Here is a 14,994-nt window from a genome sequence, read left to right on the forward strand (position 1 = left end):
TCGATGGATTTTTCCGCGCAGGTCGCCGAACAGGCGGTGCACTGGTTGCTGGAAATGCAGCAAGGCCCGTTGAACCCGCGCCAGCAACAAGCCTGGCAGCAATGGATCGATGCCCACAGCGAACACCGCCGCGCGTGGGAGCACATTCAGCGGGTCAATTCGCGGTTGCGCGGGTTGTCGTCGCCACTGGCCCACGCCGCACTGAATGCGCCGAAGTCCGGCAGCCGTCGTCAGGCGCTGAAGTTGTTGCTGATTCTCGGCGCCGGTTCGGCGGTCACCTGGGGCATGCGCGAGCACAATCCGTTGCCATCGCTGCTGGCCGATTACCGCAGCCCGATTGGTCAGCGGCGCAAGATCTCGCTCGGCGCCGACGGCCAGTTGCAACTCAACACCGCCAGCGCGGCGGATGTCCGGGGCGATGGTTTGATCCGTCTGCTCGAAGGCGAGATGCTGCTGACCGCCACGCAATCCTTCGACGTGCAAACCGCCCAAGGCGTGCTGAAAACCCAGGGCGCACGAATAAACGTACGGCAGTTTGCCGACCGCACGCAGATTGCACTGTTTGAAGGTCGGGTCGAATTGAACGCACAAGGTCGCGCGCCGATGCTGCTGCCGGTCGCCCGACAACTGAGTTTCAGCACCACCGGCGTCAGCGTGGCAAAACCGCTGGACGCCAACAGCGGCGCCTGGGCCGACGGCATGCTGGTGGCCGCGCACATGCGTCTGGGCGACTTCCTCGATGAACTCGGTCGCTACCGTCGCGGGCAGCTCCATTGCGATGCGAAAGTGGCTGACCTGCTGATTTCCGGGACTTATCCACTGGACGACAGCGAGCGGATTCTCGAACTGCTGGAAATAAGCCTGCCCGTGAAAGTGAAGCGTTTTACTCGCTATTGGGTGACGGTCGAAGCCAGAGCCTGATCGTTCCCACGCTCTGCGTGGGAACTCAACCCGGTCGCTCCGCGCCCCTGTAAAAAATAAATGAGCCGTTTTTCAGATCTGGCGTGACAGAGAAGGAAAGCCCCCTTGATTCAACCTTCTCAGGACCGTCCTCCATGCACCCCACCCGCCTCACGCCGCTGGCCCGAACCCTGCGCAATCTCGTCCTCGGCGCCAGCCTGAGCTTCAGCGCCCTACCCCATGCGCTGGCTGCCGACACCAAGGCTTATCACATCGCCCCGTCGTCGCTGGAAAATGCCCTCAACCAGTTCGGCCGTGAAGCCGGTGTGCTGATCTCGTTCGGCTCGCAAGTCACCAGCGGTGTGCAAAGCCGTGGTCTGGAAGGCAACTACACAGCGGAGCAAGGTCTGAACGCGCTGCTCGAAGGCACCGGCCTGCAAGCCCGCGCCGAGGGTGGCAATGCCTTCAGCCTGCAACCTTCGAACGACAGCGCCCTGGAGCTGGACACTTCGAAAGTGGTCGGCGACTGGCTGGGTGAGGCTGCGCAGGTCAACGTCTTCGAACATCCCGGTGCCCGTGACGTGATCCGCCGCGAAGAGTTCGAGCGCCAGGGCGCGACCCAGGCCCGCGATGTGCTCAACCGCATTCCCGGCGTCAACGCGCCGGAAAACAACGGCACCGGCAGCCACGACATGGCGCTGAACTTCGGCATTCGCGGTCTCAACCCGCGCCTGGCCGCACGTTCGACGGTGTTGATGGATGGCATCCCGGTGCCGTTCGCGCCTTACGGTCAGCCGCAGTTGTCGTTCGCGCCGATCAGCATGGGCAATATGGACGCCGTGGACGTGGTGCGTGGCGGCGGTGCCGTGCGTTACGGCCCGCAAAACGTCGGTGGCGTGGTCAACTTCGTGACCCGGGCGATTCCGGACGAGCCGACCGTGAAAGGCGGATTCCAGACCGAAACCAGTCCTTCGTCCAGCCATGACGGCTTCAAGACCAGCGCCAACCTGCTGGCCGGCGGCACCAATGCCAACGGTCTTGGCGGCGCGCTGTTGTACTCCGGCACTCGCGGTGGCGACTGGCGTGAGCACAGCGATACAGAAATCGACGACCTGATCCTCAAGGGCAAATACCAGCTCGACGAGGCCAACAGTTTCAACGCCATGGCCCAGTATTACGAAGGCAAGGCCGACATGCCCGGCGGTCTGAATGTCGCCGACTACGATGCCGATCCGTATCAGTCGACCCGGCCGAAGGACCAGTTCTGGGGCCGTCGCACGATGTTCAATGTCGGCTATCGCTATCAGGAAGATCGCCGCGAGTTCACCGCCAATACCTTCTTCACCAAGACCCTGCGCAGCGGTTACCTGGATCAGGGCACGTTCCTGTCGCTGTCGCCGCGCGAGTATTGGGTGCGCGGTCTGGAAACCCGCTTCGCTCAAGGCTTCGACCTCGGCGCCACCAGCCATGAAGTCGGCGTCGGTTATCGCTACATCAACGAAGCCGGCCACGAACTGCGCTATCGCACCCCGATTGCCAGCAACGAGTATCCGACCACCAACAGCCGCAATGACCGCGACACCCGTGGCGGCACGGAAGCTAATGCATTTTTCGTCGATGACCGGATCGACATCGGCAAGTGGACCATTACCCCGGGCGTGCGCTACGAGATGATCGAGTCGCAGCAGACAAACAATCTGACCAACGTCAAATACAAGGGTGACTACAACACCGCGCTGCCGGCGCTGAACGTGCTGTATCACCTGTCCGACAGCTGGAACCTGTACGCCAACACCGAAGGTTCGTTCGGTAGCGTGCAATACAGCCAGATGCCCAACCGCGTCAGCAGCGGCGAAGTGAAACCGGAGAAGGCCCGCACCTGGGAACTCGGCACCCGTTACGACAACGGTGCGCTGCGAGCGGAGATCGGCGCATTCCTGATCAACTTCGACAACCAGTACGAAAGCAACCAGACCAATGATTCGGTAATCGCCCGTGGCGAAACCCGGCATCAGGGCATCGAAACCAGCGTCAATTACGCTCTCGACGACTTGAGCCCGGCGCTGGCCGGCTTCGATGTCTATGCCACTTACGCCTATGTCGACGCAACCATCCGCGAAGATGGGCCAAACAAGGGCAATCGTGTGCCGTTCTCGTCGAAACACAAAGGCACGATCGGCGTCGGTTACACCGAAGGGCCGTGGAAACTGAACCTGGACAGCAGCTTCCAGAGCGACCAGTTCGCCGACAACGCCAACACCTCGAAAGAAAGCGCCGACGGCAGCACCGGCAAGATCCCGGGCTACATGCTGTTCAGCAGCCGCGCCGGTTATGACTTCGGCCCGCAGCTGTCGGACCTGAACGTGGCGGTGGGGGTGAAGAACATCTTCAATACCCAGTACTTCACCCGTTCGTTCGATGACAACAACAAGGGCAAGTATGTCGGTGAGCCGCGCACGGTGTACGTGCAGACCTCCGTTGCTTTCTGATCCCTGCTGAAAACAGAAAGGGCCTGCAATTGCAGGCCCTTTCTCATTGGGTGGCTTGGAAAATCAGCGCATCAACTGTTGATCGCTGCCTGTTCGTTCTCGTCAAACTCTTCCGCCAACAGCTTGTCATTGGCTTTGCTTGTGAATGGCACCACAGCGGCTCGCGGTTTGCCGCGCAGTTTGCCAAACAGGTGCTCCAGCGCGTGCTCCAGTTTTTCGGCTGCACCATCGATCGCCTGTTCCAGCGAATCGGCTTTGTGGGTGACGGAAATCGGTTGATGGCCTTTTGGCCGCGCTTCCAGTTGGCAGCGCAAATCATGAGGACCTGGTTTGTCACCGTTCTCGTCGCTCAGATGGACTTCGACACGGGTCAGGTCTTCCTCATAACGGTCGAGCGTGCTCTCAATTGTGGTTCGTACCCACTCCTCCAGTCGTTTGCTGCTTTGAATATGGTTGTCGCTGTTGACTTGGATTTGCATAGTTCATCCCTTATTTCAGCTAGCTCGCAAGAGGCCTGGAACAGGATTTCGTGACCTCTTGATTACAACAATCGGCCCGCCGGACGAACATTTCAACCCCTTAAAAAAGATAAATATTCATTCGCAAAAAAAGCCGGACAACCGAGTAAAGCGCTGGTAAGGTCGGGAGTTGGGTCGCCCCGCCCCTCCGAAAAATCTGCTCACAATTGGCCATCACCCAACGGGTGCAGGCTGCGAAAAATCCCCGCCTCTTCCACCAGCCAGTCATGCACCGCCCGCACGCCCGGATGGCTCAGGGCCCCCGGCGCATAAAGCAATACATAGCGCTTGTGATTGGGCACCGAAATCCCGAACGGCACGATCAACGTCCCCCGCTCCAGCTCGTCGTTGAGCAGCGTGCGCCGGGCAATCGCCACGCCCATGCCGGCAATCGCCGCTTCGATGGTCAGGTGGTTGCGATTGAACGTGTGCCCGCGCCGCACATCCGCGCCCTCGAAACCGATGGCATTGAGATAAAACTCCCACTCCGCGTATTCATAGCTGCCGCGCCAGGCGGTGATGTCGTGCAGCAGCGGAAAATGCACCAGATCCGCCGGCCCGTGCAGCGGCGGACGTCCGCGCAACAGGCCCGGTGCGCACACCGGAAAAATCTGCTCATCGAGCAAGGCTGTGGATAACAATCCCGGATAGCTGCCGTCGTTCAGGTCGATGGCCAGGTCGAAATCCCCTTCATGCAACGGCACGCTGCTGTCCTCGGCCACCAGCCGCAACTGGATGTCCGGGTAACGCTGTTGCAGGCGTGGCAAGCGCGGGGTCAGCCATTTGCTGAGGAACGATGGAATCGAGCGCAACCGCAGAATCCCGCTGATCATCCCCGCATCCAGCCGTCGCAATTCCGCGTCGATGCTGCCGTAAGCCTCGTTGACCGTGATCGCCAGTCGCTGCCCTTCCGCGCTCAGCTCCACACCCCTTGCACGACGGTGGAACAGGCGAAAGCCCAGACGCTCTTCCAGTTGTCGGATTTGTTGGCTGACCGCCCCCGGCGTGATGTGCAGTTCTTCGGCACAACGGGTGAATGACAGGTGCCGCGCGGCACAGGAAAACACCTGCAGCCAGACGTAAGTCTGGGCATGCAATTGACGACTCATGGTTTAGTCCTGCTAAAGGCTTACTTAGGAAATTTCGTTAGTCACGTTGAAGCGAGGTAGGCAGTATCGCCGACATTGCGCTTGTCCTACAAAAAATGGCAGCGATTCCTACTCCATTGCTTGTAAGGGTTTAGCATGGCTATCAGTGTTTTCGATCTATTCAAAGTCGGCATCGGCCCGTCCAGTTCCCACACCGTCGGCCCGATGCGCGCCGCCGCGACCTTCGCCCAGGCCCTGATCGACCAGCATTTGCTGAACGATGTGCAACGGGTGGAAATCCGCTTATATGGCTCGCTTTCGGCCACCGGCGTCGGCCATGCCACCGACCGCGCAACGGTCATGGGCTTGATGGGCGAATGGCCGGACAGCATTGATCCGTCGACCATAGAGCCGCGCATCCAGCAAGTGCGCGAGACCGGCCAACTCTCTCTGGCCGGTAAACGCTCGATCACCTTCAACTGGCAGCACGATCTCCTGCTGCTGGACGAGAGCCTGCCCTACCACCCCAACGCCATGTCGCTGACAGCCTTCGGTGCATCCGGCCAATTGTTCGAGCAAACGTACTACTCGGTCGGCGGCGGTTTCATCATCGAAGCGGCCGAAGCCGAATCCGGCGCAGCGCCGGCCGGCGACGTCGAGTTGCCTTACGAATTCTCCAGCGCCGTCGAACTGCTGGCGCTGTGCAAGCAGCACAACCTGCGGGTGTCCGAACTGATGATGGCCAACGAACGGGCCTGGCGCAGCGACGCCGAGATCCGCCAGGGCCTGCTGCACATCTGGTCGGTGATGCGCGAATGCGTCGAGCAAGGCTTGCGCCACGAGGGCATCCTGCCCGGCGGTCTGAATGTGCCGCGTCGTGCAGCGAAATTGCACCGCAGCCTGCTGGAAATCGGCAAGCCGAACGTCATCAGTTCGACCCTGTCGGCGATGGAGTGGGTCAACCTGTTCGCCCTCGCCGTCAACGAAGAGAACGCCGCCGGCGGGCGCATGGTGACCGCGCCGACCAACGGTGCCGCCGGGATCATCCCGGCCGTTCTGCACTACTACATGAAATTCAATCCGGATGCGTCGGACGACGACGTGGTTGCGTTTTTTCTGGGCGCGGCAGCGGTCGGCATCCTGTGCAAGAAAAACGCCTCGATTTCCGGCGCCGAAGTCGGCTGCCAGGGCGAAGTCGGCTCTGCCTGCGCCATGGCCGCTGCGGGTCTGGCCGATGTGCTCGGCGCCACCCCGGAGCAACTGGAAAACGCCGCCGAAATCGGCCTGGAACACAACCTCGGTCTGACCTGCGACCCGGTCGGCGGCCTCGTGCAAGTGCCGTGCATCGAGCGCAATGCCATCGCTGCGGTGAAGGCGATCAACGCTACACAAATGGCCCTGCGCGGCGACGGCAAACACTTCATTTCTCTCGACCGGGTGATCCGCACCATGCGCGATACCGGCGCCGACATGCATGACAAATATAAAGAGACTTCACGGGGCGGCCTGGCCGTGAGCTGGGTGGAGTGCTGAGGAGCACTCCCTGACCGCCCGTAACACGTGAGCCCGAGCAAGAATAATAACGAGGCAAAAACGATGACCGATGTACGCACACCCGCTGCCGAAAATCCCGCTGTAGACCGCACACGCAATACCGAAACCGCCCACAAGGGCTGGAGCAAATTCGACACCACCTGGATGCTCGGCCTGTACGGCACGGCCATCGGTGCCGGCACCTTGTTCCTGCCGATCAACGCTGGTGTCGGCGGCTTCTGGCCGTTGCTGATCCTGGCATTGTTGGCGTTCCCGATGACCTTCTTCGCGCACCGGGGCCTGACCCGCTTCGTGCTCTCGGGCCGCTCCGGTGACATCACTGAAGTGGTGGAAGAACACTTCGGCATCGGCGCCGGCAAACTGATCACGCTGCTGTATTTCTTCGCGATCTTCCCGATCCTGCTGGTGTACAGCGTGGCGCTGACCAACACCATCAGCAGCTTCCTCGAACATCAATTGCACATCGCCCCACCGCCACGCGCGGTGCTGTCGCTGGCGCTGATCCTCGGTCTGATGGCCATCGTCCGTTGCGGTCAGAGCGTGATCGTCAAAGCCATGAGCGTGCTGGTCTATCCGTTCGTCGCCGCGCTGCTGTTGCTCGGCATCAGCCTGATTCCGAACTGGAACGGCGCGTTCTTCGCCAGTGCTCAAGAACCGATGGAACTGTCGGTGTTCCTCAAGACCCTGTGGCTGGCGATCCCGGTGATGGTGTTCTCGTTCAACCATTCGCCGATCATTTCCGCGTTCGCCGTCGAGCAGAAACAGCGCTACGGCGAGCAGTCCGAGCGCAAGAGCAGCGGTATCCTCGCCATGGCCCACGGCATGATGGTGGTGACGGTGATGTTCTTCTGCTTCAGTTGCGTGCTGGCGCTGTCGCCGGCGGATCTGGCAGCGGCCAAGGCGCAGAACATCTCGATCCTGTCGTACCTGGCCAACCACTTCCAGACCCCGGTCATCGCTTACGCTGCGCCGCTGATTGCGTTGGTGGCGATCACCAAGTCCTTCCTCGGCCATTACATCGGCGCCAGCGAAGGCTTCCAGGGCATGATCGTCAAAAGCCTGCGCAGCCGTGGCCGGGTGATGTCGGCGAGCTGGCTGAACCGTGCGACCGCACTGTTCATGATCCTCAGTTGCTGGGCCGTGGCGACCTTCAACCCGAGCATCCTCGGCATGATCGAAACCCTGGGCGGGCCGGTGATTGCCTGCCTGTTGTTCCTGATGCCGATGTACGCCATCCGCCGTGTGCCAGCCTTGCGCCAGTATTCGGGCCAGGCATCCAACGTGTTCGTGGTGCTGATCGGCCTGATTGCACTGTCTGCGATCATCTACTCGGTTCTGCCCTGAAACGGGCCGCAAACGAAGAAGGCGAGCCAAGAGCTCGCCTTCTTTTTGGCCGGTTTCATTGTTCGACAATATTCCCGGCATGTCCCTTGCTACATCGCTGAAGGAGACAGGACCACGGAAAGGCCGATGGTCAGGTTTGGCGAACCAACCCGATCAAGGCCGGTCAACAACTGCACGTTCAATCAGGCGGTGACGCATCATGGACAATCCTTTTCAGATCATTACCGATGCTTTCGCGCCGGACTATCAGATCAACCTGAGCATTCAGGGGCTGGACGGCAGCATCATGCTGACCCTCTCGAAAAGCGGGCGGATCGTCGCCAAACGGATGATCAGCGCCGAACAGCGCAATGACCCCAAGCGCCTCAAACGCCTGGTGCAAAGCATTCAGTTCGGCATCGCCATCGAACAGGGCCACAGCGCCATGGCGATCCTTGATGCCATGACCCGCGGCGACGGAATCGCTCCGCCACCGCGTCAGGCCAAACATCAACCCCGGCCAGCCGCCGGCCTTTAAAGCTCGCCCTTCTCCACTTCCGGATGTTCACTGGAACCCGTGCCGATCTTGCGGTGCGGGTTCTCGATTTTCACCGAAGGGAATTGCGACGAAGCGTAACGCACCACCAGGATCGAGAATGCGAGCAGCAGAATCCCGCCGCACAGGTAGATGATGCCCATGTCCGGCGGATTGTGGTGCGAGACGTTGGAGATCAGCAGGCGCGTCAGTGCGGTGATCGCCACGTAGATCAGGAAGCGCACCGGCATGTGGTTGGTCTTGAAGTAAATCCCGACCATCGCCCCCAGTTCCAGATAGATGAACAGCAACAGAATGTCATCGATCTTGATGTGCCCTTCCTCGAGCATCCCGAGAAACTCCATCACCGCCGCCCATGCGGTTACCGCACCAATGGCGAACAGCGCCAGGTAGTGGAAAGTCTCGACGAACAGGTTGCCCAGGGACTCGGCCAGTTGATGCACGTTTTGCCGCAGTTTCTCGGCCCAGTTGATTTTCACGATGAAGGTTCCTTAGCCCGGTTCGAGCGGATGTTGCTTGCTGGACGTGACGGTTATTGCGCACGTACGCAGATGCATGCAGAAAAGAGGCCACGCCATCATGGCGAGCCGCCGCGAAACCTGCGCCGTGGCGTTTGGTCGCACCTGTGCGCAGACGTCGGGCTGACAAAATCCGAATCCGGTCTACATTGAAAAGCCACTACCCAAAGCGCAGGGATTCGCTTATCCTTTTCGCTGTATATAGATACAGTAGTCGCAAAGACAACTTAATGTGAAGGCATGTGAGGTGGTGAATGGCCGTCGAAGTGGTATACCGCAGCAGCCGAGATCTGGAGCGCTTGTTCATGGATAAAGCCGAAGCTGACCGTCATGACAAAATGCTCGAACTGGCCGAACTGTTGGCCGAAGTGTTGGAAAAAGCCGTTCCTTCGTTGAGCGAGCAGCAAGTGGAAGAAGTCGGGATCTTCATGGCGAAGAACCGCGATGTGTTCGCCCGGGCGTTCAAGAGCCAGCCTGATGCCCTGTCGGAGCTGATCAACGCACCGGCGGCACCGGTTGTGGCGACCGAAACGGCCGAAGTGGCCGAACCGGCAGAAGCGCCAGCCAAACCTGCAAAAGCGGCGAAGGCTGCGAAGTAATCGGCATCTGAATTGAAGCCTCTGAATTGAATAGCCCCTGAGTTGAAAGACTCAGGGGCTTTTTCATGTCCGGACAAACCTCAGCGGTACAACACCTTTTCCGCCAGCTCGTCTGCCACCCGCGCAGGTGAACGCTTTTCTGCCTGGGCGTGGGCGAAGACTTCGGTCAGGCGCGAACTGATCTTCGACAGGTGCGCGGTGATGGTTGTCAGTTCGTCGCCGCGGTGCTTGAGGGAAACGTAAATCAGCCCGCCGGCATTGATCACGTAATCCGGCGCATACAGGATGCCGCGCCGCTCCAGTTGATCGGCGACATCCAGGTGCGTCAGCTGATTGTTGGCCGAGCCCGCCACCGCCGAGCAGCGCAACTGGGTGACCGAGTGGCTGTTGAGCACCCCGCCGAGGCCGCACGGCGCGAGGATGTCGCACGGCGTGCTGAGCAAAGCGTCGTTGGCAATCGGATGGGCGTTGAGCTGCTCCATCGCCAGTTGCACCTTGCCGTGGTCGATGTCGCTGACCAGCAGTTCGGCCCCCGCTGCGTGCAGCTGCTCGGCGAGCGCAAACCCGACATTGCCCAGCCCCTGAATCGCCACGCGCAACCCTTCTAGGTTGTCGCTGCCCAGCCGCGCCATGGCCGTGGCGCGAATTCCGGTGAACACGCCCATCGCCGCATGCGGCGCCGGGTCGCCGGCGGAGGTGGTGCTGGTGACATGCTGGGTCTGCTGGGCAATGCAGTCCATGTCCGCCACCGAAGTGCCGCTGTCGATGGCGGTGATGTAGCGCCCGTCGAGCTGATCGATGCAACGACCGAACGCCTCGAACAGTGCGGCGCGGTTTTCCACATGGGCCGGCCGCACGATCACGGCCACCCCGCCACCCTGGGCGAGACCGGCCAGTGCAGCCTTGTAGCTCATGCCCTGGGCCAAGCGTATGGCGTCCTCGACTGCGGATTCGTCGTTCGGGTAGGCAAGATAACGACACCCGCCCAGGGCAGGCCCGAGGCGACTGTTATGAATGGCAATGACCGCCTTCAATCCGGACACCGGATCAACGCTAAGGTGCAGCGATTCCAGGCGAGTGCTTTGCATGAGAGCGAACATCGGCAGGCTCCCGAATCACTTCTGGTAGACGCCAGTATAGGCTTGCGCCTGAAAATTGCTGAAGCGCGCCGGAATAAGCGCCGCCACTGATCACCGGGTTGTGGCATAACCCGATGGCAGAGCGGCCCGGCACTGGACGAATGGCAAAGACGGGGCTAAAACGAGGCATGCCCCGGAGATTGAGATGAGTCCGCGCCAACGTTTTTTCGAATGTCTGCACCGTTCACCGCCCGCGCTGTTCGAAGCCGCGTTGTGGATGGCCGCCGAACACGACAAACAAGTCGATCCCGAAGCACTGCTGCAGGACTTCAAGGAGCTGCAACAGCGGGTCAGCTATGGATTGCCGTTGCTGCCGGTCAGCGAGCTGGCGCAACCGTTGTTGCGGCGGATGACCGATCTGGGCTTCGCGCAAGATGATTTCATACCGCTGCGCCCACAGGCCGCAATGGTGCACAAAGTCATGCAGACCCGACGCGGCCAGCCGCTGGCGCTGGCACTGATCGCTCTGGAACTGGCCCGTGGCCTGGAGATTCCGCTGGTCGGGGTGAACTTCCCCGGGCATTTCCTGCTCAAGGTGCCCGGGGCCGATCACCTGCTCGATCCGTGCGGCGGACGACGTCTGTATCCAAACGACTGCCGCGAACTGCTGCACCGCCAGTACGGCCACCAGATGAAACTCAGCGCTGACCATCTGCTGACTGCCGAACCGGTGCAGATGCTTCAGCGCCTGTCACGCAACCTGCGCCAGTTGCACCTGACCCACGACGACTTCATCGCCGCGTTGATCGATGCCGAGCGCGTGCTCGAACTGGGTAACGCCAGCGCCGCCGACTATCTGGCCCGGGCCAGTCTGTACCAGCGCCTCGATTGCCCGAACGCCGAGCGTTTCGATCTGGAGCACGCGCTATTGCTCAGTGACGACCCGATTCAGCGACTTCGCCTGACGGAACGGCTGGGGCATCTGCCGCCGAACTCAGTCGTCCACTGAGCAGGGCAGTGGCTGGCGAACTCACCTGAATGATCAGCAACGCCGCAATCACTGCAGGAATCGCGCAGAAGAAGAAAATCTGCTCCACCGGAATGTGCATTGCCAGCAACAGGCTGCCGAACAGCGGCCCGAGAATCGAGCCGAAGCGCCCTACCCCCAGCGCCCAACCGGTGCCGGTGGCGCGCACGTGGGCCGGATAGAAATTGCTGGCGAACGCATTGAGCGTCAGTTGCCCGCCGATGATGCAGAACCCTGCCGCGAACACACAGGCCACCAGATAGCGCGGGTTGTCGTGATTCAGGCCCAGCAGGATCGTGCACACCGCCGCGCCAGCCAGCACACCGGACAGTAGCCTCACCTTGCTTTTCAACCGGTCGGCGAACCACGCCATGCAAATTGCGCCGAGCGTGCCGGCGAACAGGAACATCGACGTCACCAGGTTCGCTTCGTTGAGCTTCAGGCCACTTTCCAGCAGTAGCGACGGCAGCCAGCTGATCATGAAATACAGCAGGATCAGGCTGACGAAAAACGTGGCCCAGATCAGCAAGGTCGGGCGGGCGTAACCGTTGCGGAACAACTCCACCACGGTCAGTTTGCTGCCCTGCTCGCGTTCGTTCTGCTCAACCGATGCGGCGGGCGGTTGCCAGTCCGGCAGCATCCGCGCGGTGACCTTGCGCAGGCGCGCATACGGTGGAGCGTCACGCAGCAGCCGAGGCAAGGATTCCGGCAGCATCCACCAGAGAAACGGAAACAACAGCAGCGGCGTGACACCACCGGCAAGGAACACCGCTTGCCAGCCGAAGCGGTCGATAAAACCCGCCGCGACAAAACCACCCGCCGCCCCGCCGAAGGAAAAACCGCAGGCCGCCAGCGTCACCATCAGCGTGCGCAGGCGTGGCGGCGAATATTCCGACATCAACGCCATGGCGCTGGGCATCGCACCGCCCATGCCGATGCCGCAGATGAAGCGCGCGATCATCAGGGTATTCAGGGAATCGGCGAACACCATCAGCACGGTGAGGCTGGCATAGATCAGCACACAGGCGAGCAGAATCCGTCGAACGCCGAAGCGGTCGGCCAGCGGCGTAACAGCAAGGGAGCCGAGTGTCAGCCCCAGCAGGTTGGCGCTGAACACCGGGCCGAATGCGGACTTTTCCAGGCCCCAGTCCTGCGCCAGCGCCGGCACCACGTAACCGAGCACCTGGGCGTCATAGCCGTCGGTAACCAGCAGCAAGGCGAGAAGCATCAGGAGCAACCACTGAAAGCGGGACACAGGACGGGCGTCGAGTGCCGCCCGGAAGCTGGCAATCTGGTTGTGCATCGCAAGGTACCTGTTTTGTTTTTATGATTTTTTGCGGGTAACCGGAATGGCTCCCGTGCGCTGCACGGGAGCCATCAAATGCTACTTCGGCGTGTCCGGCTGATTCGCCGGATGCGCTGCAATGAACGCCGGATGCTCAGCGGCCAATGCGGCCACCCGACGAATCCGTGGATACGCCTCCAGCGATACGTTGAACCGCTCGGCCGCGTACAACTGCGGAATCAGGTAAACGTCCGCCACGCACGGCCACTCGCCGAAACAGAAGCCGCTGTCGCCGATCAACTGCTCCACCGTCGCCAGCCCCTGACTGATCCAGTGGCCGATCCACTCGTTGACCTGCGGCTCGTCATGCCCCAGACCGCGCAGGCGATTGAGCACGCTGACGTTGTGCAACGGATGCACATCGCAGCCGATCACCGCCGCAACGCCGCGCACCTGGGCGCGGGCAACAAGGTCTTCGGGCAGCAACGGCACCTGTGGATAACGTTCCTCCAGATACTCGATGATCGCCGGTGACTGAATCAGCAACTTGCCTTCGTCAGTGCGCAGCGCCGGCACCCGGCCCTGGGGATTGATCGCCAGGTACACCGGTTGCCGATGCTCGCCACCGGGCGGTGCGATCAGGTTGACCGGCAACGCCTGGTAGTCGAGGCCCTTGAGTGCCAGCGCGATCCGCACCCGGTACGACGAGGTGGAACGGTAATAGGTGTAGAGATCCATGAGCCGCTCCTGTCAGCGCGCCGCCAGCACGGTGCCACGGCATTCGCCGAAGCCGATCGAGGCAAAACCTTCGCGGGCGCAGCGGGCGCGCAGGATGATTTCGTCACCGTCTTCAAGGAACTTGCGCACTTCACCGGACGCCAGCTCGATCGGCTTTTTACCGCCCTCGGTGATTTCCAGCAGGCTGCCGAACTGACCGTTTTCAGGGCCGGACAAGGTGCCCGAACCGAACAGGTCACCGGCCTGCAACTGGCAACCGTTGACGCTGTGGTGTGCAACCATTTGCGCGACGGTCCAGTACATGTAGCGGGTGTTGCTCAGGGTCAGGCGATGGGCCGGCAGATTCTGCTCGCGCATTTTTTCGGTGAGCAGCAGCACTTCCAACTCGATGTCGAAGGCACCGCCATCCTGATCGCGCTTGTCGAGCAGGTATGGCAGCGGCTGCGGGTCGCCTTGCGGACGCGCCGGTTGCGCAGTGCGGAATGGCGCCAGCGCTTCGGCAGTCACCACCCATGGCGAAACACTGGTGATGAAGCTCTTGGACAGAAACGGACCGAGCGGCTGGTATTCCCAGGCCTGGATGTCACGGGCCGACCAGTCGTTGAGCAGGCAGAAACCGGCGATGTGTTCAGCGGCGTCACCGATGGCGATCGGCTCGCCCATCTCGTTGCCCTGACCGATCCAGATCCCCAGTTCCAGCTCATAGTCCAGCCGTGCGCACGGGCCGAAGGTCGGCTCGGTCGCGCCGGCCGGCAGGGTCTGGCCTTTCGGACGGCGCACGTCGGCACCGGAGGCGCGCACGGTGGAGGCACGACCGTGGTAGCCGATCGGCACGTGTTTGTAGTTCGGCAGCAACGGGTTGTCCGGACGGAACAGTTTGCCGACGTTCTGCGCGTGTTCGATGCCGACGTAGAAGTCGGTGTAGTCGCTGATGCGCGCCGGCAGGTGCAGCTGGCAATCGGCAGCCAGCGGCAGCAGTTTCACGCCTTGGGCTTCAATGTTGCCGCGATGAGTGCTGCCCTCGCTGAACAGTTCCAGCAGACGTTCGCGCAAGGCAACGCGGGCGTCGCGGCCGAGTTCGAAGAACGCGTTCAACTGACCGCCGCGCATGGCTTCGACAGCACTGCGCGCGACGCCATCAAACAGACCGGCCTCCAGCGCCACTTGCAGATCGAAGATGTGTTCGCCAATCGCCACGCCCGCGCGCGGTGCCGAGCCGTCGATGCTGAACACGCCCAGCGGCAGGTTCTGCAGCGGGAATTCGGTGTGGTCGTTGGCCGAAGCGACCCAACTGCGGGTGATGGAATTCTGAGTCATGGG

At 61.4% G+C, this 14,994-nt stretch carries 13 protein-coding genes and 1 pseudogene; 7 read left to right on the forward strand and 7 right to left on the reverse strand.

The genetic code is table 11. The features are described 5' to 3' along the window. Positions 1-3 precede the first annotated feature (3 nt). Positions 4-921, forward strand: a complete 918-nt coding sequence (locus L6D74_RS16135; protein WP_373874474.1) for a DUF4880 domain-containing protein — start codon at positions 4-6, stop codon at positions 919-921. Positions 922-1,055: 134 nt separating this feature from the next. Further along, positions 1,056-3,389, forward strand: a complete 2,334-nt coding sequence (fecA, locus tag L6D74_RS16140; protein WP_236189775.1) for a TonB-dependent Fe(3+) dicitrate receptor FecA — start codon at positions 1,056-1,058, stop codon at positions 3,387-3,389. A 71-nt stretch (positions 3,390-3,460) separates the two neighbouring features. On the opposite strand, the gene L6D74_RS16145 is transcribed toward fecA, so the two are convergent. Together L6D74_RS16145 and L6D74_RS16150 are read right to left on the reverse strand one after the other, a co-directional pair. After that, entirely contained in the window at positions 3,461-3,868 is a 408-nt protein-coding gene (locus L6D74_RS16145) for an HPF/RaiA family ribosome-associated protein (RefSeq protein ID WP_011332524.1), read from the reverse strand. A 200-nt stretch (positions 3,869-4,068) separates the two neighbouring features. Next, positions 4,069-5,016, reverse strand: a complete 948-nt coding sequence (locus L6D74_RS16150; protein WP_064593482.1) for a LysR substrate-binding domain-containing protein — start codon at positions 5,014-5,016, stop codon at positions 4,069-4,071. A gap of 135 nt (positions 5,017-5,151) precedes the next feature. On the opposite strand from L6D74_RS16150, the gene L6D74_RS16155 reads away from it, so the two are divergent. The 3 genes from L6D74_RS16155 to L6D74_RS16165 all read left to right on the forward strand — a co-directional run bounded on the left by L6D74_RS16155 (position 5,152) and on the right by L6D74_RS16165 (position 8,410). Continuing rightward, entirely contained in the window at positions 5,152-6,528 is a 1,377-nt protein-coding gene (locus L6D74_RS16155) for an L-serine ammonia-lyase (protein WP_236189777.1), read from the forward strand. Between the two features lie 63 nt (positions 6,529-6,591). Next, positions 6,592-7,893 carry an HAAAP family serine/threonine permease gene (locus tag L6D74_RS16160; protein WP_236189779.1) on the forward strand — a complete coding sequence of 434 codons (1,302 nt, stop codon included), beginning with the start codon at positions 6,592-6,594 and terminating at the stop codon, positions 7,891-7,893. 199 nt (positions 7,894-8,092) lie between these two features. Further along, positions 8,093-8,410 (forward strand): DUF3509 domain-containing protein, encoded by a 318-nt coding sequence (locus L6D74_RS16165; protein WP_236189780.1) that lies wholly within the window; start codon positions 8,093-8,095, stop codon positions 8,408-8,410. On the opposite strand, the gene L6D74_RS16170 is transcribed toward L6D74_RS16165, so the two are convergent. Beyond that, positions 8,407-8,907: a phosphate-starvation-inducible protein PsiE gene (locus L6D74_RS16170; RefSeq protein WP_007957255.1), complete on the reverse strand. Its 501-nt coding sequence runs from the start codon at positions 8,905-8,907 to the stop codon at positions 8,407-8,409. The two genes, L6D74_RS16165 and L6D74_RS16170, sit on opposite strands and share 4 nt — an antisense overlap. Before the next feature lie 293 nt (positions 8,908-9,200). Between L6D74_RS16170 and L6D74_RS16175 the strand changes: the two are divergent. Next, positions 9,201-9,458: pseudogene (locus L6D74_RS16175) on the forward strand (YebG family protein); the annotation flags it as partial. Between the two features lie 167 nt (positions 9,459-9,625). On the opposite strand, the gene L6D74_RS16180 reads toward L6D74_RS16175, so the two are convergent. Next, positions 9,626-10,645: a Glu/Leu/Phe/Val dehydrogenase family protein gene (locus L6D74_RS16180; protein ID WP_236189782.1), complete on the reverse strand. Its 1,020-nt coding sequence runs from the start codon at positions 10,643-10,645 to the stop codon at positions 9,626-9,628. A gap of 184 nt (positions 10,646-10,829) precedes the next feature. Here L6D74_RS16180 and L6D74_RS16185 point away from each other — a divergent pair, with 184 nt between their 5' ends. After that, entirely contained in the window at positions 10,830-11,633 is an 804-nt protein-coding gene (locus tag L6D74_RS16185) for a SirB1 family protein (RefSeq protein WP_064593470.1), read from the forward strand. Here L6D74_RS16185 and L6D74_RS16190 read toward each other — a convergent pair. The 3 genes from L6D74_RS16190 to fahA form a co-directional block, all read right to left on the reverse strand. Then, complete coding sequence (locus L6D74_RS16190) at positions 11,557-12,954, reverse strand: MFS transporter (RefSeq protein ID WP_236189784.1); 1,398 nt, start codon at positions 12,952-12,954, stop codon at positions 11,557-11,559. The genes L6D74_RS16185 and L6D74_RS16190 overlap by 77 nt on opposite strands. Positions 12,955-13,035: 81 nt before the next feature. Further along, positions 13,036-13,674: a maleylacetoacetate isomerase gene (gene maiA / locus L6D74_RS16195; RefSeq protein ID WP_064593466.1), complete on the reverse strand. Its 639-nt coding sequence runs from the start codon at positions 13,672-13,674 to the stop codon at positions 13,036-13,038. A gap of 12 nt (positions 13,675-13,686) precedes the next feature. Then, positions 13,687-14,991 (reverse strand): fumarylacetoacetase, encoded by a 1,305-nt coding sequence (fahA, locus tag L6D74_RS16200; RefSeq protein WP_236189786.1) that lies wholly within the window; start codon positions 14,989-14,991, stop codon positions 13,687-13,689. Between the last annotated feature and the right edge of the window lie 3 nt (positions 14,992-14,994).

Source organism: Pseudomonas pharyngis (assembly GCF_021602345.1).
In the GTDB taxonomy this organism is placed as follows: Bacteria; Pseudomonadota; Gammaproteobacteria; order Pseudomonadales; family Pseudomonadaceae; genus Aquipseudomonas; species Aquipseudomonas pharyngis.

Bases quoted from the DNA above. Each gene is read 5' to 3' on its own strand.
- L6D74_RS16155 (WP_236189777.1), top strand. From the start codon at position 5,152: ATGGCTATCAGTGTTTTCGATCTATTCAAAGTCGGCATCGGCCCGTCC.
- maiA (WP_064593466.1), bottom strand. From the start codon at position 13,674: ATGGATCTCTACACCTATTACCGTTCCACCTCGTCGTACCGGGTGCGG.
- L6D74_RS16135 (WP_373874474.1), top strand. From the start codon at position 4: ATGGATTTTTCCGCGCAGGTCGCCGAACAGGCGGTGCACTGGTTGCTG.
- L6D74_RS16190 (WP_236189784.1), bottom strand. From the start codon at position 12,954: ATGCACAACCAGATTGCCAGCTTCCGGGCGGCACTCGACGCCCGTCCT.
- L6D74_RS16185 (WP_064593470.1), top strand. From the start codon at position 10,830: ATGAGTCCGCGCCAACGTTTTTTCGAATGTCTGCACCGTTCACCGCCC.
- L6D74_RS16160 (WP_236189779.1), top strand. From the start codon at position 6,592: ATGACCGATGTACGCACACCCGCTGCCGAAAATCCCGCTGTAGACCGC.
- fahA (WP_236189786.1), bottom strand. From the start codon at position 14,991: ATGACTCAGAATTCCATCACCCGCAGTTGGGTCGCTTCGGCCAACGAC.
- L6D74_RS16150 (WP_064593482.1), bottom strand. From the start codon at position 5,016: ATGAGTCGTCAATTGCATGCCCAGACTTACGTCTGGCTGCAGGTGTTT.
- L6D74_RS16180 (WP_236189782.1), bottom strand. From the start codon at position 10,645: ATGTTCGCTCTCATGCAAAGCACTCGCCTGGAATCGCTGCACCTTAGC.
- L6D74_RS16145 (WP_011332524.1), bottom strand. From the start codon at position 3,868: ATGCAAATCCAAGTCAACAGCGACAACCATATTCAAAGCAGCAAACGA.
- L6D74_RS16165 (WP_236189780.1), top strand. From the start codon at position 8,093: ATGGACAATCCTTTTCAGATCATTACCGATGCTTTCGCGCCGGACTAT.
- fecA (WP_236189775.1), top strand. From the start codon at position 1,056: ATGCACCCCACCCGCCTCACGCCGCTGGCCCGAACCCTGCGCAATCTC.